The 23,473-nt window shown below is 36.4% G+C and carries 21 protein-coding genes; 9 read left to right on the forward strand and 12 right to left on the reverse strand.

The window, feature by feature from the left end; all coding sequences use genetic code 11:
- Positions 1–9: 9 nt before the first annotated feature.
- The 4 genes from P0M11_RS02820 to P0M11_RS02835 are packed head-to-tail and all read right to left on the reverse strand — an operon-like array spanning position 10 to position 5,568.
- Positions 10–804, reverse strand: a complete 795-nt coding sequence (locus P0M11_RS02820; RefSeq protein ID WP_275624360.1) for a hypothetical protein — start codon at positions 802–804, stop codon at positions 10–12.
- The gene (locus tag P0M11_RS02825) at positions 804–1,919 is read right to left on the reverse strand and encodes a trypsin-like peptidase domain-containing protein (RefSeq protein WP_275624361.1); all 1,116 of its coding nucleotides are present in this window, start codon (positions 1,917–1,919) and stop codon (positions 804–806) included. The genes P0M11_RS02820 and P0M11_RS02825 overlap by 1 nt, the downstream gene beginning before the upstream one ends.
- 49 nt (positions 1,920–1,968) lie before the next feature.
- Positions 1,969–3,216, reverse strand: coding sequence for a restriction endonuclease subunit S (locus tag P0M11_RS02830; RefSeq protein ID WP_275624362.1), 1,248 nt, complete (start codon positions 3,214–3,216; stop codon positions 1,969–1,971).
- Between the two features lie 3 nt (positions 3,217–3,219).
- On the reverse strand, positions 3,220–5,568 hold the full coding sequence (locus tag P0M11_RS02835; RefSeq protein WP_275624363.1) for a class I SAM-dependent DNA methyltransferase: 2,349 nt from the start codon (positions 5,566–5,568) through the stop codon (positions 3,220–3,222).
- A gap of 557 nt (positions 5,569–6,125) precedes the next feature.
- Here P0M11_RS02835 and P0M11_RS02840 point away from each other — a divergent pair.
- The 8 genes from P0M11_RS02840 (at position 6,126) to P0M11_RS02875 (ending at position 13,848) form a co-directional block, all read left to right on the forward strand.
- A complete protein-coding gene (locus tag P0M11_RS02840) occupies positions 6,126–7,454 on the forward strand; it encodes a phage integrase SAM-like domain-containing protein (protein WP_275624364.1) in 1,329 nt (442 codons plus the stop codon).
- Between the two features lie 16 nt (positions 7,455–7,470).
- On the forward strand, positions 7,471–7,755 hold the full coding sequence (locus P0M11_RS02845; RefSeq protein ID WP_275624365.1) for a helix-turn-helix domain-containing protein: 285 nt from the start codon (positions 7,471–7,473) through the stop codon (positions 7,753–7,755).
- A gap of 447 nt (positions 7,756–8,202) precedes the next feature.
- Positions 8,203–9,324 (forward strand): hypothetical protein, encoded by a 1,122-nt coding sequence (locus P0M11_RS02850; protein ID WP_275624366.1) that lies wholly within the window; start codon positions 8,203–8,205, stop codon positions 9,322–9,324.
- A gap of 213 nt (positions 9,325–9,537) precedes the next feature.
- A complete protein-coding gene (locus tag P0M11_RS02855) occupies positions 9,538–9,798 on the forward strand; it encodes a helix-turn-helix domain-containing protein (RefSeq protein WP_275624367.1) in 261 nt (86 codons plus the stop codon).
- Positions 9,799–9,842: 44 nt separating this feature from the next.
- On the forward strand, positions 9,843–10,484 hold the full coding sequence (locus P0M11_RS02860; protein ID WP_275624368.1) for a hypothetical protein: 642 nt from the start codon (positions 9,843–9,845) through the stop codon (positions 10,482–10,484).
- 427 nt (positions 10,485–10,911) lie between these two features.
- Positions 10,912–12,435, forward strand: a complete 1,524-nt coding sequence (locus P0M11_RS02865; RefSeq protein ID WP_275624369.1) for a hypothetical protein — start codon at positions 10,912–10,914, stop codon at positions 12,433–12,435.
- Position 12,436: 1 nt separating this feature from the next.
- Positions 12,437–13,210 carry a hypothetical protein gene (locus P0M11_RS02870; protein ID WP_275624370.1) on the forward strand — a complete coding sequence of 258 codons (774 nt, stop codon included), beginning with the start codon at positions 12,437–12,439 and terminating at the stop codon, positions 13,208–13,210.
- 92 nt (positions 13,211–13,302) lie between these two features.
- Complete coding sequence (locus tag P0M11_RS02875) at positions 13,303–13,848, forward strand: hypothetical protein (protein ID WP_275624371.1); 546 nt, start codon at positions 13,303–13,305, stop codon at positions 13,846–13,848.
- A 59-nt stretch (positions 13,849–13,907) separates the two neighbouring features.
- Here the strand turns inward: P0M11_RS02875 and P0M11_RS02880 are convergent, their stop codons facing one another.
- From P0M11_RS02880 to lnu(I), 8 genes are all read right to left on the reverse strand, one after another.
- On the reverse strand, positions 13,908–14,420 hold the full coding sequence (locus P0M11_RS02880; protein WP_275624372.1) for a hypothetical protein: 513 nt from the start codon (positions 14,418–14,420) through the stop codon (positions 13,908–13,910).
- Positions 14,421–14,583: 163 nt separating this feature from the next.
- Positions 14,584–15,087, reverse strand: a complete 504-nt coding sequence (locus P0M11_RS02885; RefSeq protein ID WP_275624373.1) for a DUF6602 domain-containing protein — start codon at positions 15,085–15,087, stop codon at positions 14,584–14,586.
- Between the two features lie 57 nt (positions 15,088–15,144).
- On the reverse strand, positions 15,145–16,620 hold the full coding sequence (locus P0M11_RS02890) for a T9SS type A sorting domain-containing protein (RefSeq protein WP_275624374.1): 1,476 nt from the start codon (positions 16,618–16,620) through the stop codon (positions 15,145–15,147).
- 867 nt (positions 16,621–17,487) lie between these two features.
- The gene (locus P0M11_RS02895; RefSeq protein WP_275624375.1) at positions 17,488–18,183 is read right to left on the reverse strand and encodes a DUF2225 domain-containing protein; all 696 of its coding nucleotides are present in this window, start codon (positions 18,181–18,183) and stop codon (positions 17,488–17,490) included.
- 186 nt (positions 18,184–18,369) lie between these two features.
- Positions 18,370–18,891 carry a hypothetical protein gene (locus P0M11_RS02900; protein WP_275624376.1) on the reverse strand — a complete coding sequence of 174 codons (522 nt, stop codon included), beginning with the start codon at positions 18,889–18,891 and terminating at the stop codon, positions 18,370–18,372.
- A 177-nt stretch (positions 18,892–19,068) separates the two neighbouring features.
- Positions 19,069–19,707: a hypothetical protein gene (locus tag P0M11_RS02905; protein ID WP_275624377.1), complete on the reverse strand. Its 639-nt coding sequence runs from the start codon at positions 19,705–19,707 to the stop codon at positions 19,069–19,071.
- A gap of 176 nt (positions 19,708–19,883) precedes the next feature.
- Positions 19,884–20,996 (reverse strand): YaaC family protein, encoded by a 1,113-nt coding sequence (locus tag P0M11_RS02910; RefSeq protein ID WP_275624378.1) that lies wholly within the window; start codon positions 20,994–20,996, stop codon positions 19,884–19,886.
- Between the two features lie 173 nt (positions 20,997–21,169).
- Positions 21,170–21,940, reverse strand: coding sequence for a lincosamide nucleotidyltransferase Lnu(I) (lnu(I), locus tag P0M11_RS02915; protein ID WP_008992950.1), 771 nt, complete (start codon positions 21,938–21,940; stop codon positions 21,170–21,172).
- Between the two features lie 410 nt (positions 21,941–22,350).
- Here lnu(I) and P0M11_RS02920 point away from each other — a divergent pair, with 410 nt between their 5' ends.
- Positions 22,351–22,779 carry an SOS response-associated peptidase family protein gene (locus P0M11_RS02920; protein ID WP_275624379.1) on the forward strand — a complete coding sequence of 143 codons (429 nt, stop codon included), beginning with the start codon at positions 22,351–22,353 and terminating at the stop codon, positions 22,777–22,779.
- The last annotated feature ends 694 nt before the right edge of the window (positions 22,780–23,473 follow it).

Consider the following 23,473-nt stretch of genomic DNA (forward strand, 5'->3'; position numbering starts at 1 on the left):
GTTCTATAATTAATCTTTTAAGTTAGCGAAAGGCCTTTTCCCATATGATTTAATAAATTGTTGGATTAATTTGCTCTCTTCATCTCGAGGATTTCCAGCAGGCAATTCTTTCCAGCAGACCACCATATCGTAGCAGTTCTTTAATTGCCAAACGTACCGTCCTCCCCAGTGTCCAACGGGGCTACCATGGCCGAATCTAAAATACTGCTTGAGTCTGGAGTGCAAGGTTGCATTTCCGTTTTCCGCACCTGCTTTTCCAATGTAAACTATGGATGAGTTCTCTATCCAATTTTCTTTAAGAAGGTCGATGCTAACATTGGGATTTTTCGCTTTGAAATGTCCACCAGGACCTACCTCGACAAATTCTGGAGTTATGTCCTGATGAAGCAAAATATAGATGCCTTTAACCTTCGGGATATCTGCATAATTGTTCTTTACAATTTCTGCAATTGTTTTAAATCCTTTAAATCCATTGAGCCTTAATTCATCAGTGATCTCGTTGTCCAAATTTAATGATGTCGTACTGGACTTTGAAGCATTCGCCAGATCAGCAGATGACCTGGTTTTTTTTATTTCAGGTTTATTCACTGGTGAAAGAGTTCCTACAATCCTGACAACTCTTCTGAAATCTGCAACAGTGTAGCCTCCACCAAGGCCGAAATCATCTTTTGCGTAGAAGCCCAGTTTTCTTATTTTATCACGAATGCCTTTTTGCTTGCTGCTTTCTGAAACCAATTTTTGCTCTATCAACGCAATAATCTGGTCCGCTTCTGCTTTTGTAAAAATGGATTTCCCTTTCATCATTATTTAATGAATCTCGCTATTTGTTGTGTCTGAATGCCATAATTAAAAGATTGGGTTCCTGTCCTTCCTGCAAAATTTACAGCAACTAATCGTCCGAATTTGTCAAAAACTGGACTTCCACTGGAGCCTGGCAAGGCTGGAATAGTGTAAAGGACCTTGTTCTCATCGGTAACCTGACTGATGTTCCCCTCGGTTAATTGCGGTTTCATGCCGCTCGTTGTATTTCCTATTGCAACACCATGGTTATATCCAAGCATGGTTACTTTTTCAGTTATCTTAAGAGGTTTTATTTGTATCGAATCAATCTTACTCATATCCGCACTAACGATTTTTCTCCCAATTAATTCACCAGGATTTACAGGCTTCATCATGGTTAAATCCACCTCAGGGTTTTCAGAAATCTTTACAGATTTGTACTGCACATAATCATTTAGTGACTCCGATTTCTGGTTATTGAAAAAGACACCAAATTGGATCGAAGTTTTCGTTACTCGGTTTTTCATCATTTCGAAATTTTCAATATAATCTCCGAGTGCATTCAACCTATCTTCGGCTTCATCTAAAATCTGTCCCATGCGTATCATATCTGCTTCGGGTACAGTGCTTCCATAACCATCGTAGTTGTAATTATTGTACTGCAACCGCTCGTAATCACTTCTTTTACTTCGGTAATCTTCAGCGCCTGCGTAGTACATACTCTCCAGCCTGTACTTAATACCTGATAAAATAAGCTTTCCTTCTTCATCTGAAGGCCTAACATCTACAACATGACGGTTGGTAAGCAATGTGCCTTGAGGATCTATGAAAAAACCTGTTCCCCAGGTAACATTCGGGTCGGCCTTAGCCTCCTCGTAGCTTAAAAACTCTGAAATCTCCCCTGTTCTCTTATCGTAATCTTTAAAGAAAAAATCTTCACCATCTATAGTAATTTTGTACACAAAAGAATGCTTTATCAGAACCACTGCATCCTGATATTTGTTAAAGATTTGTTCACCGCTTAGAGGCAAGAGTTTTATGGGTTCTGGTGCCTTTTTAACAACTTCCTTCTTTTGGCAACTCGTAAAAAAGGTCAGGGAAATAATTACTATTAAAACAGGGAATAAATGTTTCTTCATAGGGTTTTGTGTTTTTATTAAAGTACTAAATTTAAAATATTTTTGCGAATTAGACAACCTTCATCTTACCCGTAACCACATTATCAATTAATATAGTTTTGTATTCTTTAAGTTTTTCGATTTCCTGCTGCTTGAGGGAAGTGGCTTTGGTGATTTTCTCTTCTATTTTCTTTAAATAGGAAGTTATCTGCGTTTGTTCATCAAGAGGAACTTTAAGAATTGGCATTAATTTAAAATCGTTAAAACTCAAGTTTTGGCGAAGTCCACTTCCATACTTATATATCACTTTGGAAATATCCATTACATATAAGAATTGTTGTATGAAAAAAGGAGAGCTATTAATAACTATTAGATTTAAATAAGCACTTGTTATGATACCATTATAATAAGATAGTCCTGTTCTTAAACTTGTTTTATCATTTTGCAAATCTGTACCTCTTATGATTATATCACCTTGATAAACTAATTGGTAAGTCTCAAAAGATTCGGGAACTAAACCGAACATTTTTTCGTCAGGTTTTATTATAATTTTACCATAGCTTAACGATAAAACAACTGAGTTTTTTAATCCTTTATTGCCTTCCTTCCGTTCTGTGAAAATCGTTCGTCCTGGCATCACCTCCCAATGCTCTGGAATTTCGCCAATCCACTCCACGCCAGAATCCTTCATTTTTACGTTGGGGTCTAGGCCTTTGGTGACGGCTTTCTGGATGAGGATTTGCCGTCTTTCTTTCAGTAGGTTGATTTCCTTTTCTTTGATGGCAATAAGCTGGTCTATTTTGGCAGTTTTATCATCCAGAAACTCAGATATGGCTTGTTGTTCAACTGGTGATGGAAGAACTAATAAACTTTCTGAAATATCTTTAAAGTTGATGGTTTGTCTAACACCAGCACCTAGAGTTTTCATATAGAAAATGTCGTAGATATGTAAAAGCCATTTAAAATATTCCTTGTTAATCTCAACCTTATTTTTTAAAACAATATACCCCGAGCTAACTACTACATCTATATCGGACAAAGCAATTCTTAAACTTTTGAGGTCATAATTTAGATTGAGCGGATTTAAAAGAAATTCGCCCTTATTTACTACTTGATAAGATAATTTGGTTGCCTCAGGAATTTTTTCGTCATCTTTATAAACAACCCTTCCAAAACTTATTGCTCCCGAATTCAATTGGGGATTTGTTATTTTCTTCTTTTCAACGAAAACCCACTTTAGTTTGGTAAGCTCCCAGTGTTCAGGAACCTCACGCAACCAATGTTCGCCACTGTCTTTGTATTTTTCGTACCGCTTCATTTCTTAAAAGTTTAAGATTTCAGCCAGCAGTCCGTCTCCTTCTTTTTCCAGCGCAATGATCTCCTCGGTAACCTCCTCCAAGGTTCTTAATGGAGCAGGTTCGTAGAAGTACTTATTGAAGCTCAGTTCGTAGCCGATCTTGACGCTGTCCAGAGCTATCCAGCTTTCTTCGGAATAAGGTTTCACTTCACGTAAAAAGTATTCTTGTATATTTTCCTTCAGCGGGATGCTCTCTGCATCTCTAAGGTCGGTTTCCGTTTCGTAGATGATATATTCTCCTGGCTTACGTGTTGGGAAATACCCGAAGTTCGGCAGGTCCTGTTCTTTACAACCGAGAAATTCCAGAAGGTCCTTCAGCTTTTTATCATTCAGCTTCTCGGTTTTCTTTACCACCTTGTCGCCTTCTTCATCGTACCAGCTCACGGCATCCAGTATCGCCTTCTTCTCGGTAGCGGAAAGCTTGGTCTTATCCTGCTTAAGAACCTCATCTATCTTATCTGAAAAACTATTGAAATTGGTGTAGGTTTCAGTACCTAATACATCCATCAGCCTTTTAGCGGTTTGGTACAGAGCTTCCTGTTTCTCCCAGGTTTCCTTTTTCAGAAGTGAAGCAATCTGCTTGGGAGAGATGCTCAATTCATGCTTCTCTACAAAGGCATTGATGTCTTTACGGTGTTTCTCTAGGCCTGTGTAAACTTCCACCCCATACATTTCGAAGAGTTGCTTGCTGAATTCTGGAACACTTTTGTCCCACTTCAACGCTTCAATTTTTTCAGTGGTGAATTGTGCCTTTAACCGTTTCGGCCTTTCGATATTGACTTTGTAGTATCCGAAATCCTCGTTGTCGAAAACCTTACTGGCAAGATTGCCAGTCCCCTTCTTGTCGAGCTCTTTTAGTTGCATATAACAGTCCTGAATTTCCTGGATGTGCTGTTTGGTCAATTCGCAATTCTTGTTACCAAGGTTCTTCCGCAGCTTTTGGTACATTTCGCTGGCATCAATAAGCTGAACTTTTCCTTTACGTTTTTCTTGTTTGTTATTAGATAGAATCCAGATGTAGGTGGTGATTCCCGTATTATAAAAGATATTATTAGGTAATTGGATAATGGCCTCCAGCAGGTCATTTTCTATGATAAATCTTCTTATGTTGCTTTCACCACCTCCTGCATCGCCTGTAAAAAGGCTGGAACCATTGTGAACGGATGCTATTCGGCTACCAAGGCCACCCTTGGAAACAGGCTTCATCTTGTCAACCATTTCCATAAGGAACAGTAACTGCCCATCACTGCTTCTGGGTACTGCATCAGCGTCTTCCAGCTCACCCCAATAGTTTTTGAGCTTTATCTGAAAACGGCTATCGATAATGTCTTTACCGTCCTTGATGTATTTCTGCTCAGAAGCCCAGGATTTACCGTAAGGTGGATTGGAGAGCATAAAATCGAAGGTCGTGCCCGCAAACTCATCGGTAGAAAGCGTAGAACCTACTTTGATGTGTTCAGGATTTTTTGCTTTAATCATCATATCTGACTTGCAGATGGCATAAGTCTCATCGTTTACCTCCTTGCCGAACAGGTACACATCTGTTTTGGTGGCTTTTATTTCACCGTCTGGATCTATGATGAAATTTTCAGATTCGGTGAGCATTCCGCCAGTACCACAAGCGGGATCGTAGATGGTAATCACTGAAGGCATATGATCTTTAATAGGATCAAAAATGACGTGGGTCATTAGATCTATGACCTCTCTTGGGGTATAATGCTCGCCAGCCTCTTCATTATTCTCCTCGTTGAATCTCCTAATCAGTTCCTCGAAAACGTATCCCATTCCAAGATTGGTTAGTGCAGGCAGTTTACGTCCCTGACTGTCTAATTTGTCAAATGGAGTTACGTTAATATCTGGTGATGTGAACTTTTCGAGCACGTCCAGCAACACATCCTTATCGGCCATGTGCTTAATCTGACGTCTAAGCTGGAACTTTTCAATTATCTCCTGTACATTGTGGCTGAAACCATTTAAATAGTCCTGAAAGTTGCCGAGTAATATCTGCTGGCTGTTTGTGGCAGTTGCGTAAAGTTTCTGGAGCGTCCATTCGCTAGTGTTGTAGAATACAAATCCAGAAGCCTGTTCCATTCCCCTGTCGTCCCACTCGGTAAATTGCATGTCTTCCCGTTGAAACCTCACTTCCTCTAAGACAGCTTCCTTGGTTGGCTCCAGCAGAGCGTCCAATCTACGTAATACGACCATTGGTAATATAACATCTCTATATTTCCCTCTTACATAAACATCTCGTAAGCAATCATCTGCTATGCTCCATATAAACGATATGAGCCTATTGTGTACTGCGTGGTTCATTAAATAATTTTATTCACCAAAATACACAAAAAAAGGCCATCCCGTACAATCGATTTGTTTTACTCGGCCTATAAAATATTAATTAATTTGCACCTGACCAAATAAAAATGCAGAAAAATTTGCGTATGTCAAAAACTTTACGTATATTTGCACCAGATTTAAGTATCGAATCCCCGTTACGGACAAGTTAACGACTAGTTAATTTGGAGAATGAAGACATTATAAATGAACTTCATCACCAACCGAGGTTTTAAAACCCACGGTGGTACATGTTCCACAAGGACTGGATTCGGCTAAGCAGATGCTTGGTAAAAAAAATTACAATCCTGGGATTCCTATCCCTTGTAGGATACTCCACGTAATTTCCATTCCATCCACCTGCTTGCGCTTCAGCTTGCAGGATTTTTTTTGTCCTAACAGGTTCGATACGATTAACAATAAGAACTGTATTTAACCAAATGAGATGAAATGAAAAATCCGTAAGCCAACCCCATGCAGGCGGGGTGTAAAATATAGCCTAAGGCCATCAATTGAAACAAAATTTAAATGAAAGAATTATGAATGTAAAATTTTATCTGAAAAATCCTAAGGATGGGATGGAAAACAAAATCCACATGAGAGTAAGGGTAGGCAGGTCTATCGATCTATCAATTGCAACCAAAGAAGTATGCTTGCTGGAAGATTGGGATGCCGATGCGGGGCTATTGTTGGAAAGGTATACCAATAGCCGTGGCAACGGACTGAGAGGTATTAAGCTAAAAAATAAAATTGCCGAAAACGAGCTGGTTAACAGTAGGCTAAAAAAGCTGAAGGTGAAATTGGAAGAGGCCTACAGAGAAGGGTCTGGAAAAGTAAACTCTTCTTGGCTTAAGGGTGTTGTGCATCCGTCCAATGAAGAAAATGACTTTAACGATAAAGAGTTTCTGGACTATTGTGATATTTTCTTAGAATCTAAAGGGAGTACCATTGGCAATGACTACGTAACCAAGGTCAAGAGTATTAAAGAAATCATCTCCAGGTACCAAATTAACCGTAAGATCAAATCTTTAAAGCTCACTGATATAGATGTTAGTTTTAAGAATGACTTTGAGAAATACTGTCTTGCTGAAGAAGGTTATGCAATTAACTATTTTGAAAGAAACTTTAGGTTCATTAAAACCATCCTTTACCATGCTAAAAGCTTTGGCTACTCAATCTTTGCGGGTTTGTCAAATATTAAGGGGAAGAGCGAAAAGACATTATTTCAGGTGTTGTCTCCCGATGAATTGAATCGTATTTCCGAAGCTAGTTTCAGCGATGATCATCTGGAAACAGCGAAAGACTGGTTACTGATTAGTTGCTTCACAGCACAAAGGATTAGTGATTTTATGAGATTCAGCACAGATATGATCGTAGAAAAAGATAAAGATGGTAGTAAAAGATTGTTTATAGAATTTGTGCAGACAAAAACGAATAAACAGGTGCTAATACCATTGGACAGCAGGGTAGTGGATATTCTAAAAAGAAGGAATTGGTCCTTTCCTAGAAAAATGTCTGAATCTAAGTATAACGAACATATCAAAACGGTCTGTGATTACGTGGGAATCAATCAGGTAGTTGAAGGCAGTCTTTCACTGGCTGGAGGGGATAAGGTAGAAAATGGTCGAATAGTTAGAAGCCCGAAAAGATCCAAAAGAAAACCCAGGAAGGTTAAAGGTATGTACCCAAAACATTTATTAATCTCCAGCCATATCGGCAGGCGAACCTTTGCTACCAATAACTATGGTATCATTCCAACGCCTTACATTCTTGTTATGACGGGCCACCAAACGCCTCAAATGCTGATGAAATATATTGGAAAAATAGAGGAGCAACATTCAATTGAACTATCAAATTATATTAAATAAAAGACAAATAGAAAATATGAACGAAGAAATTATTGTAACCAATCACCACAGTCTCAGAAGTATTATTCGGGAAGTGGTTCAAGAGCAGCTAAAGGAGTTTGCGAACAATTTTATGAATATGATTAAGACAGAAGATAAAATTCTGAACAGGAATGAAGCCATGAGCTACCTAAAAGTGAGTAGCTCTACGCTGTCCAGGTGGACAAAGCAAGGCATAATTCCTTCACACGGATGTGGAGCACGGGTGTATTATAAATTATCCGAATTAGAAGCATCCTTAATTGCATTAAACTGTAGTTAGCACCAGATAGGATGTTCAGTACTCATGCTCCTCATTAGAGGAGTATGCCTTACTGATTTTGATCGAGGATAAAAAATCCCAACCATTTAGGGTGTAAGCAATTGATTTTCGTAAGAGATAGTTAATGATCAGGCCGTTTAATTAGTTAAATTTTAAACACTTAAAGGTCAATATCTGCTTCAGGATTTCAATAATTATTAGATTTAGTAAAAATATTTAGGATTGGTCTTATGTTAATTTTAATCTTTAGACAAATTTGAATTGACTTTTTTATGAATTGGATGTTATTTTTAAGGTAATTGATAGGTTAATGATGTATTATAAATATTTTAATTTCAGTCAGTATTCAGAGCACAAACGATCTCACTTTATATCAGCCCCAAAGATCTAGAGCTGCGGCCACCAATCTTAAAATTATTAGTTTTACGACAACTAAAATGAGATTAGATGTTTGCAGAACTACGGACCTTATTTTCCAGATCATTCCTAATTACCAACCTTAAGTATGAGGCTGGGTTTGATCATTTTTTTCGATCATATGTTCCAATTCAAATCCAGGAAAACCTGGATAATTATTTGCACGATGCTTTTCTCTCCAGTGTGAAAAGTAATTATCAAGCAATGCTCACCACTACTTCAGAATATGGTCTGAAGGCTTACACTAACTGGAAGCTAAGCTTTCCGCAACATCCACACATTTCAAATGTCTCTGATAGTTTAAACTTAAGTTTGCGGACTTATGAGAATGAGCTCACCTTATCTTTACTCAAAATGTTGGTTTTCCTTAAGCAAAACTTCTCGCCTGCTGAGACAGTTGCAAAACCCTTTCTTCTGCCTTTCATGACTGAAGCAGCATTAAATAAAAGATTTCCTACCCTAAGCAGCGATTTTAAGATCCAGTGGTATGAGCGGTATATAATCAATCTGGAGAAGCTTGTTATACTAAAGCTTTTACTTTCCTCCAGAACTGGAGCCATTTACAAAGAATTTAGTCACGATCTCTATTCCCCTTCAGAGGATGATAGCAATCTTGCCAAGCAAATAGGTTTTCTAAATAATAAGGTGAAAATAACCCTCAACGATCTTTATAACACAACTTCACTAATATATCAAACTAGATTAGCGGAATTAACGAGTCTTTTTTCAGCAATTGAAATTCCTGTAGACCAAGTTGAGGCCCTGAGTCTTGAGGAGGAATATAGTCTGACATTTTCTGCAAATACAGTTAGTTTTAAAGAAGATGATTGTCCTAAGATTTTTGCGGCTCTCTACCGATATTTTTCAGAGGATGAACAGCCTCAGTTACGAGATCTCATTTTCGGTTGCACTATTGAGCAGGGTCGGAAACTAATGTTTCAACAATCTGCAATCGTATTAGTCTATTTCTTTAAGAGACTATTTGAAGAGCATTCACTAATTGCTACCTCAAAGCAGGTTATGGGAAGATGGATCACTTCTAACTTTAAGTGCTTATACAATGGGCAGCCCATTGATATAAAAGAGGATACTATGAAAAAGTATCTGAAGCCTGACACTAAGCCACCCAAACTCGTGCTTTCCATAGATTAAACATACTTATTTAATCTTTTTTTATACCCCTTTTCCGAAGGGGTATTTTTATGGATTTTTCTCAGCCATACCTTTGTAGTGTTATTAGAGCAGACGATCATTGATAACGGAATTTAGAGAAGGTAATTAGTGTGAGATGAGCTATTTAGTTTCTCAGAATAACAGGAATTCCACCGATTAAAATAATATAATAATTAATAAAAAGTAAAATTTATGAAACAAAATGTACACGCTAAAAACATGCGAAATGATGGCAATTTCAGCCACCACATCCAAACAATGTCGATAAGACAGGCAGCTGAATTTTTAGGCTATTCAATTAAGACATTGTACAAAAAAAATTCCTTGAATGAAATTCCATATTACAACCCAACGGGTAAGAAAGTAATCTACTTGCGACATGAGCTTGTAGACTGGATAAAAAACGGATTTAAAATGGAAAATCATTTTACAAGGCAATATTTCGGAAGTTAGAATAACATGCTATTAAAAATCATCAACAATAAAAAAAAGAAAAAATGAGAACAAACAATTTAGAGGAAATGCAAAAGAAAGTTTCGGCACTTAGGAAACAAAGTAAAGGACGGACCGTAATCGACTTTCGGAAAGGGGTAGAGTACACTGATCTATACGTGCTGCTTGATAAAGGAAAGAAGGCGGATATAGAACCCGAGAAACTCTTAAAGATTGCAGCTGATACAATTTTATCCTTAAACGAAAATCTAGATCTTGAAAGTCTAATTTATAGCACGGGCCAACTCTGCAAATTCTACTTGCCACTTGATCAACATATGGATCTATTGAACGAAGTATGTAGTAAATCTTATTTAGATGGTCCGCAAGATCTTATTCCAAATAGTGTTGCACGATACGTTTTTCCGAACAGCGATGCACTGGACACTACAGACAAAATCCGATACATAATTAAGCGAAGGAAAAAGGATGGTGAAAGTCAACATGCAAAGATGAGATCATATTTTCATGCTCTTCTGGACTCACAATCTAAAAACTTGTACTCAATATCCAAAACAGATTTTATTACTGTAGGATTCGAACATACAGATGTTGAAAAATACTTCTCTTCTATATACACGAGCTTATCTAGAAAACGACAGAGCAAATGCTCTTTCCCATTAGCTAAAGATCTAGTAACGAGTTAAGTCCAGTATTATCACAAGCATCGTTAATTGCTCTTAAGTAATTAGCACGAGAACCTTTAAGTAGGCGTCCAACAGCTTTTGCTATCATTTTGAACTGTGGGAAAATTGATGCGGGGTTTCGTAGCCCAACCAAAATGGTAGAATCGATTTCTGACGCTTTATTCTAAGTGTTCTTTACTTCAAATTCTACCATTTTTTTTCGAAAAATTTCAGTGATGTTTCCTGCCATGAGGCGGGTTGCATATAATATTAATGTTTAAACACAAATTATTAAAGTCCAATAAATACCAAAATCGACTAAGAATCCCTAGAAGTTCTCAGTGAGTAACGGCAACCACCCATAGCTTGAGGAAGTATGGGAATGGTGCTCCAGATCGCAAGATCAGATTCATAACCTTCTACAATTCTTAGTGTTAATCAAAACACTATGCAAAAATCACGATTTAAAAACAATGAGAAGACAAGGGTACCGATGCACAAATTCATCTACCTACCAGTCATTATAACAGAATTTCTGGAGGAGAAAGTCAGCCAAAACCCACCGCCCTTCAAGATGAACATGCGGCTGGCGAAATTCTTCCTAAACCAAGTTTATTATAATGTAACCAAGGGCTGGGAGAATGAGACCTTTGACCTTTATGTACCGCTATGTGCAAACATACTGAGAAAGTATTATCAAAAATTCCATTTTTACTTTAATTATTTTATTGACAGCGGAATTCTTGAGCGTCTAAATTATCTCAACAAAGGTGGTAAGGGAACCTGTTACAGGTATAGATTTTCAGCCGATCTGAGATCTTTGTTAGAAACTGTGGAACGGTTTCCAGAGAATTCTGTGATAAATATGAGGGAATCTAAATTGCAAGATAAGCTTTATGTCGGACGAATGATTAGTAAGGATGTTCAGGCGCAATGTTCGCATCTGACAAAATGGCTTAATTCTCAGCTGCAAATTGATTGCGAAGCTGCCGCTAAGGTGATAGAATCTGGAAACAACAGTTCATTTAATAAACTGTCGACTAGTACCCGAATTTTACAAATTTCAGAGGGGTCTTTTTACGCAACCCGTAAGGCTACATCTGATAATCGTTTACATACTAATCTTACAAATTTATGTGCTGATTTCAGACCTTTTTTGAGCTACGCAGGCGAGGATTTGGTAAACTACGACATAAAGAACAGTCAGCCTTTCTTCCTGATTGCTATTGTAGAGTTACTAAAGGCTCAAATTCAAGGTGGGGCCTTTTCTGTTAATGATATAATTGATAAACACAGTGATAATAAAAGTTTAATAATTTATAATATTATAAATAAAATATATTCATCTAGATCTTTAATCCTGCTTAAGTTAGAGGAAAGCCTCTGTTCATCGCAGTTTAACGAGGAGTATAAGTTGCTGAAAAGATGGATATTAAAGGGGGAGTTTTATGAGGATTTAGGAGATGTTCTTTACCCAGGGCAGCCTCTCAACGGAAGCTGGGAGCGCAGATATAAAAAGATCATAGGTAAGAATGCGAACGGAAAGGATAAATGCACTACAGACTCAAAATTCTACGCACAAGATCAAAAGAGGAAGATGACTAAAGATGCCATCTTTGTAATCCTTTTTGGGAGTGTGGATAATGCTGGTGATGACATAAAGCTTTTTAATAAGCACTTCCCAGCTTTTGGGAGGTTCTTAAAGGATCTAAAGTCCGACAGCAGTAATCAACTCGCATTGATGCTTCAACAGGTAGAATCAACCTGTATAATTGACTTTGTTACCAAGGAGATTTCGAAAGAGCATCCAGATATGCCCATGTTTACCGTACATGACTCAATTGCCATTCCACGTTCCTGGAGTCACAAGGTAAACATGAAAGAGATGATAGAAAAGCACGTGATGGCTTTCACAGGAGTTAAGCCAAGTATAAAACAGGAGTACTACTGTCCAGACTGTATAGCTTCATAGAATGGTAAACGTATTAACATTTTATATCGAGCAGAATTTGATGGCGGTTTCAGCTGCCATCCATTCTGAACAGTTTGTCACGATTGAGTTGCTTTATCCTTTTAAAGCTATTACTGCCGACTACTACTGCGAGAATGGGGACTTTCTTTCTTCTGAAAACCTTCATAAGATCCACGAGTTCTCAGCGGAAATATGTAAGGCTTATCGGGACCTAATCGCCAATCGACAGTCCATCCTGGATTATGTAGAGCATGCAAAAGTGGCTTACCCTACTGAAACAGTCGAGATGGCCATCCATAGGTTTTTGAAGCTGCAATTTGAGTCAAATCTAAACCGAGATTTTTTCTCCTCTAATTCTTATGACCTCTTGTTCCAGAGTTACCTTCATACGCTTGATTCAAGGCGGTTTCAAGGTGAGTCTGAAAGACTATGCCATCCAGTAGATTTGCAGATCCAAAACGCCTTAAATGCAGTCCTGGACTCGAGCGTTAGTGATGTTGTCTTATTTCCCTACACAGCTAACAGTCCAATAGTTACTCTTGATCTTTCAACAGAGGAATTACCTGTTGAAAAACTTCTCCAAGAGTTAATTATGTCATCACCATTGTTTGGGGACGCAGAACAGGGCAAGGCGATTGTCGGAAGACTACTTGCTGAAAGATTCAACACATTCACAGATCAAAAGAAACTAAAACTCTTTATGATATGTAATGCGAAAAAGGACCTGTTCCTGTACAATAAACATCTGGCCAGCTGGTGGATTAACCGATATTAACTGTTGTGCAGTTTAAATTATTTCAGTAATAACAAATAAAAAATAATACGCTGCAAAACTTTTACAGTACCTCTGCAACATAAAACACAATTATGGAATATATTAAATTTAAAACTGAAGGATTCATAGTAGTGATCGAGAACGAGATCTATGGCGGGATGGTGGAAACTCGAATTGTTTACCCGTTTACTAGCAAGCATGCCCATTTCACTTTCGATGTGGAGTGTGATGCCGAGCGCACAGAGTACCTCATCGACCGCATGAGCTTTAACTTCAAGTTCTTCCGTGATATAATCTTCAGCTTCAATCACTACAAACGGGCAATTGCCGAATATAGGATCGAAAAGATTAAGGACATTGCCGAGCTAATGTCTGCGAACGAACGCAGCCTTTTTCTGGAGGCACTCGCAACGGACTATTTCCACAGAAACTATTTGGAAGTACCTACCAGACCGATTAAGATGGAATTATTTATAGCAATGCTGGAGCTGGACAATGTGGAGCGATTTAAGCTTCATTTCGCACCTGAAATGGATTTAGCGACACTCACCATCAAGAAGGATGTAAAAGTCCATAAATCGATTGCAAATGCGTTTTATAGGCAAGAACTGTTTGACTTCACGAAGCAGATAAATTAGGCAGTAAGGTTCACTCCAATTTCTATTTTGAATGCAATTTTTACGTTTTAGTTAAAACGTTAGTTGGACGTTCTTACTTTTCTAATTGTCATTTGAAGTTCGTCTTGTTCTGCATTATACTCATCAATTTTTCCATAGTTAGAATAAGGTGAGATATTAAAACCTTCTTCAATGTCATTATACCAAATTACTAGGTTGCCTGTAATTGCAACGGCCCAAAACCCTTTGCCTTCTTCCCCAAGTTCAACTTCTTGCCATTTTTCAGGGTTAATTGAAACCTCCTTCCACAGTTTAATTTCATCAGGTGACATTTTTGAAATGGCAAACTCAATTAATTCATTCAATTCCGAGAAAGTAATTGGTTTCCACATAATAGATTTGAGGCTTTTAACATACTCAGAACTCATTCCATTCCAATAACACTTGAGACAGCGTCCATTCGAAAAATAATGAGAGCAGTTTTTATAGTTATATAAATAACGAGAGCAGTCAGGACAGAATTCCTTCATTTCTGATGTACCAGCGTAATACTCACTTTCACATTTATCACATATTTTTATTTCCTGTATCATTTAATGCTTCACAACGATTGGGCGACTGGTGTTCGTGCGGGATTTCGGAGTACAAAACTGTCAATACACCACAAAAGTTGATGCGAGGTAGAATGGTTAATTAACCACTGAACCGCCACTTTTGCCAAACCGATGTTACTGCCTAGTGCTTCCTTATTGTCCATTAAATACTTTTTATTGCTCTTGCATATGCTTCAATGTCCATTGCAGGAACTGTTCCCAATTTTTGTAGGTTGATAAGCAGTTTTAAGAAAAAATAAATTAAGGTTTCTTCGTTCTGACTTGTCTCCAATGAATATGATGCTTCTTGATAAGTCAACGAATAAGAAGCTTTTTCTAGAACACACCCGATGTCAATTTGAGAATATTCATCTAATGAACTTACACAATTCTGAAACCCCTCTCCAAAAGTGTCTGCCCAACCCGATGCTAAAGTTAAAACTCCACCCATAATTCTAAAAGGAGGTTTTGGTTCTTGTATGTGTCCGCCAGCGTGAACAATTGGTGCAGATGTCCTATTAAGTAACCTGACACTTTTTATTTTTTCAGCAGCATACAAGAAATTAGCTTTGTCAAGTTCCTGTTTTACTTCAAAAACTGCATAAACACTTTCGGCAGGAATGTAAATTGCTCCATCTTGATTGAATACAAAAGGTGAATATTGCATAACATAAATACACTGTTATCTGTAGTTGCAATTCTATTCAATAAGCAAAGTGAATATCTACTTTTTTATTATTTTAGTTCTAAATGTTTGACTTTCATTAGTAACTTTTAAAAAATAGTTTCCGGCTTGTATATCTCCTAAATAAATTTTATAAGCATCACCATATCTATTTGGGTTCAAAAACTTTCTTATCAGTTTTCCATCTGTGCTATAAATCTCAATTAAAAAGATTTTTTTTGCTTTTGGGTGTTGTAAGTACAAATAATTATTAACCGGATTCGGATAAGTAATAATGTCATTATGAGACATTTCTGAAGTAGATAAAGCTGCAGAATCGAAATAATATCTTTTCATTATTAGCTTCCAATTCATTTGTGCACAATAAGAGTTTTCTACATTTTCTGCAATTACTATTTTTCCATCTTGAATATTAGCTTGCGATGTAGTTGCTAAAATAGTATATGCAGGAAATGATATAGATCCTTGATTATTATATGAGGAGTCTAAATTTCCGTCCAAATTGTATCTTGTTAAAGAATATCCACTACCGTTGTATGATGAACCATTAAAAAGGTATAATTTATTATCGAAAATGAAAGTACTAGAAAAAAAACTTGGAGTGACTTTAATACCATTTGAAAAACTTGTTGATAGCTGTCCTGTATCAGTCAATTTTTCCATCCGTAATTGTGACGCTCTACTTATAATTATTATCCCATTATCATTAGTTGTATGTGCATTAATAGGATAATACTCGGATTGAGAAGATGGAAGTAAATAAGTCGAGTTATAAATGCCATTATTGGCAAAAGTAGTAATTAAATTACCATTCTGGTCAGTTTTAATAACAATCACATGATAGTTGGATGAGGAATTTATATTCTGAATTCTGCCAACAAAATAATAGTTTCCACTACTGTCCATAATAATTTGCTCAATAAAGCAATTGTTTAATTGCGGAAAACTTATAGTCCCACTAACTCCAAAAGAAGTATTAATTGTTCCATTGGAATTTATTTTATCAATTACTGGATAAGGGTTTTGAGGACCTCGTCTTACAACAATAATATCATCTGTTGGTGTTTCTGCATACATAAAAAAATTAGAATTGGGCACTGCATATGAAAAATTAGGATCAATTAAACCATTTTCATCAATTTTTTTTAGCATAGCTCCACTTCTATAATAATAATTATTGGAATTTTGTAATTTTTGAATATCATAAGGTTGAGCATTTGATAAGCTTTGAGCACCATTCACTCCAAAAGTAGAATCAGGAGTTCCATCCAAATTAAATCTCACGAAAAAATATTCATAGCTACTATTATTGGTGCACCCCCATGTTGAACGACCTGCGGAAATGATCTTATTTGTAGGTGTAATTTGCATACCATAATTATAATATCCTTTACTTGGAGCTGAATATAAATATTCTGTCATACCATTTATTCCGAAAGAAGTATCTAAACTGCCGAGATTTTGAGCTTGAAAATTTAATGTTATTAAACACAACAAAAAGTATAATTTTTTCATTTTAAATTTTTTACAAATGTAAGGAAGTATTATTTTATAATTTTAATTTAAGTGATTTTGTGTTTACTTCTTTTGCAATTACAGATAACTTGTATATATGTATTACAAAAGCATACATATACACCCCAAATGGGGTAGATATGTATCACAAACATCATACTTATACAAAATCGAATATACTTAAATAGGGGCACACATCAGCAAAATACTGGCTTTGGTGCAAAGACTTAAAATCCGCTCAGGTATTCTTAATGATCAGTTTTGAAATAGAGGTACGATCAGGGGGTAAGCCATTCCTCCGAAACCGCAAAGTACCTAATGAAAAGTCCCCTTATGAATTACATCTATCCCTTTCTTATGCTATAGATCCTAATCATACGGTTATCGGAATATAACTGATTGCATAACAATGATTTGTCTCCACCAGTTGTCCAGTAAAAACTGCCAGTTTTTGATCTAGGGAAGAGCAATGATATAGTGGAAGCACTATTCTATAGTTTGTGGGTTTTTGATCTACACCATCGTACCGTACTTATCCAATGAGTTAACTTAACGATTATAAGGCAGTAGACGATTAATGTTTATAATTGGTGTATTTTCAGTAAGGTTGAACTATTTAGGTGGAAGACCCCAGCGTGGCCTGCTTCTGCAATGGTCGCTTTACTCTGAAAATTATCAAAGGACAAATAGAACTTGACTTACAGTCCTCAGCCACCAGGTCATCCAGGAGAGATTGCTTTGCATGAAATTTGCAGCTCAATAAATTTTCGAAAAGCTCCCGAAGGTTACGTTCAGCCAGCTCATTTTGTGACCTGCGGAGAAAAATACTCCAGGAGCAGCTAATGCTTAGTTAAACCAGAAGTCTTTCTATAGGTCGTTATTCGGATCCTGTTTTTCAGCGAGTTCTTTTTGTTCCTTTGCCACTTCTTCAACCCAATCTTGTTTATCTTTATTATTTATTGCTAAGTCATAGTATTTTATTGCATCTTGAAATTTATTTGTCCTTCTGTTCATTTCTGCGATTAGATAATCAATGCTTGCAATTGAGCTTAATTCGTACTCTCTATTCGCAAGGGCTTGTACAAGATTATTTCTAACTTTTTCTTGAAGATTTATTCTCAGTTCACTTTTTGACATGTCAGTTCTCAAAAAATAAGAACCAGTTAAATAAATAAAACCTATTTCTTTGTTCTGTTTCTTAAGCAACTCTTTTATTTCTGCTGCAATGATGCATTGTTCAACTTCATCTTTTTTGGAATTTTTGATTGTGCTTAGATAATTTTTAAGTAAATACTTCTGCTCTCTTGTATATTTCTCTTTAAAATCTGATAAATAACCCGAGAAAGAACATTTTGGGCAAGTATTAATTAATTCTTCATAATAAGTTCCAATTGCTCCAACTTTTTGAAAGTCTTTATAGGAACCATGCGTTGACATACTCATTGTAACACAAAAAGTAACTTTATATCCATCAATCGGGCATTTAACAGTTTCGTTTGCACAGGTATGTGCAGAAATAAAATTAATTAGTAAGAAGGAAAATATTACTAAGATTTTTTTCATTGTATGGTTTTCTTGTTTGTGAATAAAATTCTGACTAACGGTGGGGTAAATCTGTTTTAGCACAAAAGTTCAATAGAATTACTGCTGTTGAACCTTGTACAAATGTTCGATGGAAGCACTTCAGCCGCTAAATTGCCAAACCGATGTTACCAGCTGCCCTTCTTTCTATATCGTGTCGTATGGTCGTTATTTCTTCGTCTTTTTAGTTGTCGAGACAAGTTTAAGTGAGTTGATGTAGTCGGTGTCGAACTCAATTACTCTAATGTCCCCAGTTCTAAATTTCATTTGTCCTTCCCATTTACCTTTTGGGTTTAAGTCGTCCATTACGAGTTCTTTTTTGTCAATGGATTTTAGTCGTCCTAAATAACAAGCGGTCTCTGATTTTGTATAAACCTGAAAAACACCAAAATTGTCGGTTAAATATTTTAGAATAGTTTCAAGGTCTGTAAGCGGAATAATGTCTTTTTCCGTTGGTTGAAGTCCTTTTAAGTTAATTACTTTCTCTCTCCATTTTTCATCTGTGTCCCTACGAAAACCCTCAGTATTTTTATGTCTGATAATAATGTAGCCGTCAATTATGTAGTCAACAGGATTATATTTCATTAAAGTCCAGTCGTCATTGTAGTCTAAAACGTAACCATAAATGGGAGTTTTTCTGTCCGTGAATTTTACAGAAACTAATTGTCCAATGTGTTTTTTCTTCTTCACTTATATTGTCCTTTTGTCGTCTTTTAGGGTTGCAGCTAACGTTTTGCAGCTACCCGAAGGGCGGGACTTTTACCACAAAACTTGATTTGAAAAACTAATGTTTCATTAACAACAAAACTGTCTTTGGAACACGAAACCCCGCCTTTTGGTAGGTGCTGTTAGCGGTTCGGGCTTCTTTCATTCGTCTGTCTTTTTGGTTAATAATGCTATTTCCATAACTCGTCTGTAAAAGTCTTCAAACTCGTCCTTTTTATATTTTGCCCGCATTGCTTTCAGAACGTCCGAAGCGCCAAATCCACCCCATTCCCATAGCATAGTGTCAAAATTGTATTTAAGCATTTGAATTCCAGCTTCTGCTCTTATAGATTTCACCTGGTCTGTTGTCAGCCCGTAACTTTCTAAAAGTTTTGTTAGTCTTTGGTCTGTTTCTGTTGTAAACTCTGTGTCCAAAAACGGTTCAAGTATCCAATCCCAAATCCAAGAACGCTCAATTGTCTTAATATTATTCTTTGTCGCAAACTCTTGAAGTTCAACTTTCTTTTCAGACGTTAAGAAAATTAGTTCGTTACCAACTCTAAATGTCGGTGGATATGATTGAAAGTCTATGTCGTCAATTTGGTCTGTCTTAAAAATTGTTTGTCCATAAGCAATTGAGGGTTCAAATGGATAATTTTCAATTTTTAAAAAGTCGTCTCCGATTGTTAGTTGACCCATAGAAACGAGCAGTTCTGACACTTCTTTCTTTGAAGTGCTAAACATTGTCCAACTGTCACTTGGTTTTTTATTTGCTTTGAAAAGTCGTTTTATGAATTCCATTCGTTTCTATTTCGGTGTCGTGTTTTAGCCTGACCGCTAACGTTTTGGGGCTTTGCGATGGTGGGGCAATCGAAGCACAAAACTGTCAACCAGCACTGAACTTGAGTAGAAGCACAAAGCTCCAAGTTTGCACGTCACCCCGCCTGACGCAAAACCCGTGTTAGGGGCTGGCCTTCTTAATCTAAACTTGCCATTGGAACTGCACATACTTTCTTGGTTATTAGTCCTGTCATTAAATATAAAAATTGTTTCGGTGTCGAATTCATTGTTTCTGAAATTACGGCTTTGTAATCACCTTCTAAAATTTCTTCATTTAACGAAGGTCTGTAACGGGCAACTGAACCGATATAAAACATTAAAGCATAACTATAAATCAAAGAGTCATATTTGTCGGGTTGTAAGTCCAAGTAATACTTAAATCCCATACGAGTAAGCATTGTCCTAATATTTATTTCTTTAATCTCTTTGCATAATTCTTGATAGTTCGAACACCAGCTTTGGTCAGATTCGTGTGTAAGATTTCTGATTTGTTTAGAAATATATGTTTCTTGCTCATTTACATCTTCTGCTTTTTCAAGTCGATTGTTCAAAACTCCTGAGTCAAATTTTTCTACACGATAATTGTTTTTATGTTTTTTCTCGAAGCAAAGTCTGTAACTCAGTTTACTCCACTTTTTTTCGTTTGATATGAATTCAATTTTTACAGGGAGAAATTTTCGTTTGGTTTTGTTTAATAGACCAAGATTGAATGTCATTTCGTGTATTTCAGGTAAGTTACTTACCATATCCTTTAAAGCTATTTTGTCACTTGGATTTACTGTATAGCCTAATTCTTTAGCAAACGAGTGAAAAATATTTATCCCACCATTTGCTGCATTTTTTGATATTGTTAGTTGGTCAGTATCTGCTGAATTCAAACTTAGTCCGTGAAATTCTGTATTTGTCTCAAGGTCATAGCCACGAATTAAAAGAAATGCCTTTGTAATATTAAGAATTGAGTAATAGGTTAGAGTTCCTCTGGTTGGCAATTGAATATTTTCAGCACTTTTCAAAAAGCTTTCAGCTAATGTCACAAAGTATAATGCTTTTTTTAGTCTATCCTTAATCGGTCCGTTTTTTTCTGTTCGGTTTTTTATTTTGTCGTGTTCGTTTTTAATGAATGCTTTCAGATAGCTCCAAGGGTCTGAAGTTAAAACATATGAGTCTCCAGGCTCATTTCCAAATGGGAAATAATGAACCGAGTTGAATTTTCTTTTTGCTTGAACAAATTTTGCTTTTGGTCTACTCATTATGTCTTGTTATGTGTCTTAATAGGCTTGCCACTAACGGTCAAGTATAAGCGTAGTGCGGGATTTCGGAGCAATTCACTGTCCGCCCACCACAAAGTTTCTTAGGAGCAAAAATGCTCAAATTTAGCAGTTCAGCCCGCATTACGCTTATACAATGTTGGCGGTAGTTTTTTTTATTCAATTCTCCTTAATACCCCCTTTAATTTTGCTTCAACTCCAAGATTATCAAAAAGTTTTTCAGTCAATGTTAATGTCTTCTTGAAAGCTGTTTTAATATCTGTCGGATCTAATTCTGATGTTGTCTCCTGAAATAACGAATACCAATCTGGGTCTATGTCTTTTTCCAAGCTTTTTGTTGGACTTTCCCAATGTTTGGTTTGGTATGTTTCAATTCTTATTAACCAAAGTAAATATTTTTGAACATTTGATAAGCTTTGGTAAGCGTGAGCAAATTCCTGTCGTTTAATTAAGTTGCTTGTTGTAAGTAAAACATTCAACAATGATTGGCTCAACCACAGGATATTTTCATTTGTTGTTCGATCAGGTACTTTAGTTTTTATTTCTTTGAGCGTGTTAGTCAATAAATCTTCTTTATCTACTAAAATCATCTTGTCAAAGTCGCTAAACTCTACCAAACCGTCCCACGATTTGATAACTTCCATTTGGTCGTTTGTCAAAAAATGAAACTCCCCCCTTATCATATTTTCAAAAATGGCAACTTCACTTCCATACTCGTTGGTAAAATATAATGCCAAAGGATGAATTTGGCTTACCCAATTTTCAGCGGAAAAATTTTCTTTATCCTTCAAGAAGATGTAGAATTCAATATCTGAATATTTGTCCCCTTCATTTTTGGTAAATGACCCGTACATAAATACGGCAGAAATATTTTTATCATTTTGAGCTATTGACTTTGTTTTGTCAATCATTTGTAACTGTGTCATTTTCTAATTTTTTAATATTAACAATCGCCCTTTCTACTTTGCGTATTAAAGGATATTTCAATTCTTATTCTATCTTACAGTTACTTATAGCTTCATTTTCTTGAATGTTTTTCGTTGTTAATTGTTTCTTCAAATTACCGCCAACTCTCAAATATACGCAATAGGTTTAAAACCAAGGTGTAGTTTTATTTGTATTTATATTACTGAATCACAATATTATATCCAGTTGAAAGCGTTTGTAAATATTTGCAATTAATGCGTATTTTATATATCTGTTCTTAAAATAACTAAACTTAAAATAACTATAAGACAGAAGATTGTATTAACAATTGAATGTGACCAGATTCGAGGTTATTAAATTAAACAATTTTCTATATTTGATCTAATAAAGATACAATATGTGTAACCGTGTGGACAACGAAGGGATTTCCATTGAAGAAGTTTCAGAAAGATTAAAAGCCCAGATAGTTGAGGGAAACTATCAGTTTGCTAAAGAAGTAAATGCATTTGAAAGGCCTGCGTTACCCATTGTCCTGGATCACCAGGGCAGGAAGATCACTCATGGTACTTGGGGACTTAAGAAGGAAATTCCCAAAGATAAGCCTGCTCAGGGAATAAATCTTACTGCGGAAAAAACTCATACCTTTTATAGGAATTATGAGCATAACAGGTGTGTGATTCCAGTCAGTGGTTTTTATGATTGGATGCACGTCAGTAACCCAGGAAAAAAGACTCCTATTAAAGTCAAGCATAGAATGCACTGGAAAGATGCAAATCAGTTCTATTTAACAGGCTTCTTTGATGTCTGGAACAACAGGGACCTTCACCACCTCGGCTAATCAACTTATGTCAGTAATACACAATTCCAAGCTGAGAATGCCTATTTATCCAATGGCAGACAAATTCTTAAATGAACCAATTGAATCTTTAACCTTTCCAGCTTTTTAGCCTTCTTTGATTGCGGTGAACTCGAAGCCTGAGATGATGACTATGACGTTGTTTTAGTTGATGTTGTGCGAGAACTCCGATATTGAATTATATATAGATAGGATACCCATATACGATACACCCCCAATACCTATAGCAATCTTTCTCTGTGCCCCTCACATCTAGGAATTATAAAACCTCCACAGATTATTAAGATAGCCTTTCGAACTTTTTTGAAGATCTATCATAAATGCAGTATTGGGACGATAGTGAACTGGAGTTATCTGCTTGACCGATGACTAAAAGTTGCATCAAGTATCTTTTGGTTTATATGTATCGGCAGGTAACCCATATCCAGAACAGTCCCCCCTCCATTTCGGTATTTTCGGAGTACCCCCGTATCCCCAAATTTCAAAGATCCCTCACACGATTACTGAACCACCTACTGAGAGTTTTTGCAATTTATAATTTAGTGGGGAGGAGGGATCAAGCACAAAAGTTGGGGGGAAATATGATTAAGCTTTAATTTTGTGGGATGTTAAACAGCTACGAGATTTTAAAGTTATTACTGCCGGAATTTTTGGTGGAGTATTTTGATATTACAAA

The sequence above is a fragment of the Kaistella sp. PBT33-4 genome (assembly GCF_029194425.1).
In the GTDB taxonomy this organism is placed as follows: Bacteria; Bacteroidota; Bacteroidia; order Flavobacteriales; family Weeksellaceae; genus Marnyiella.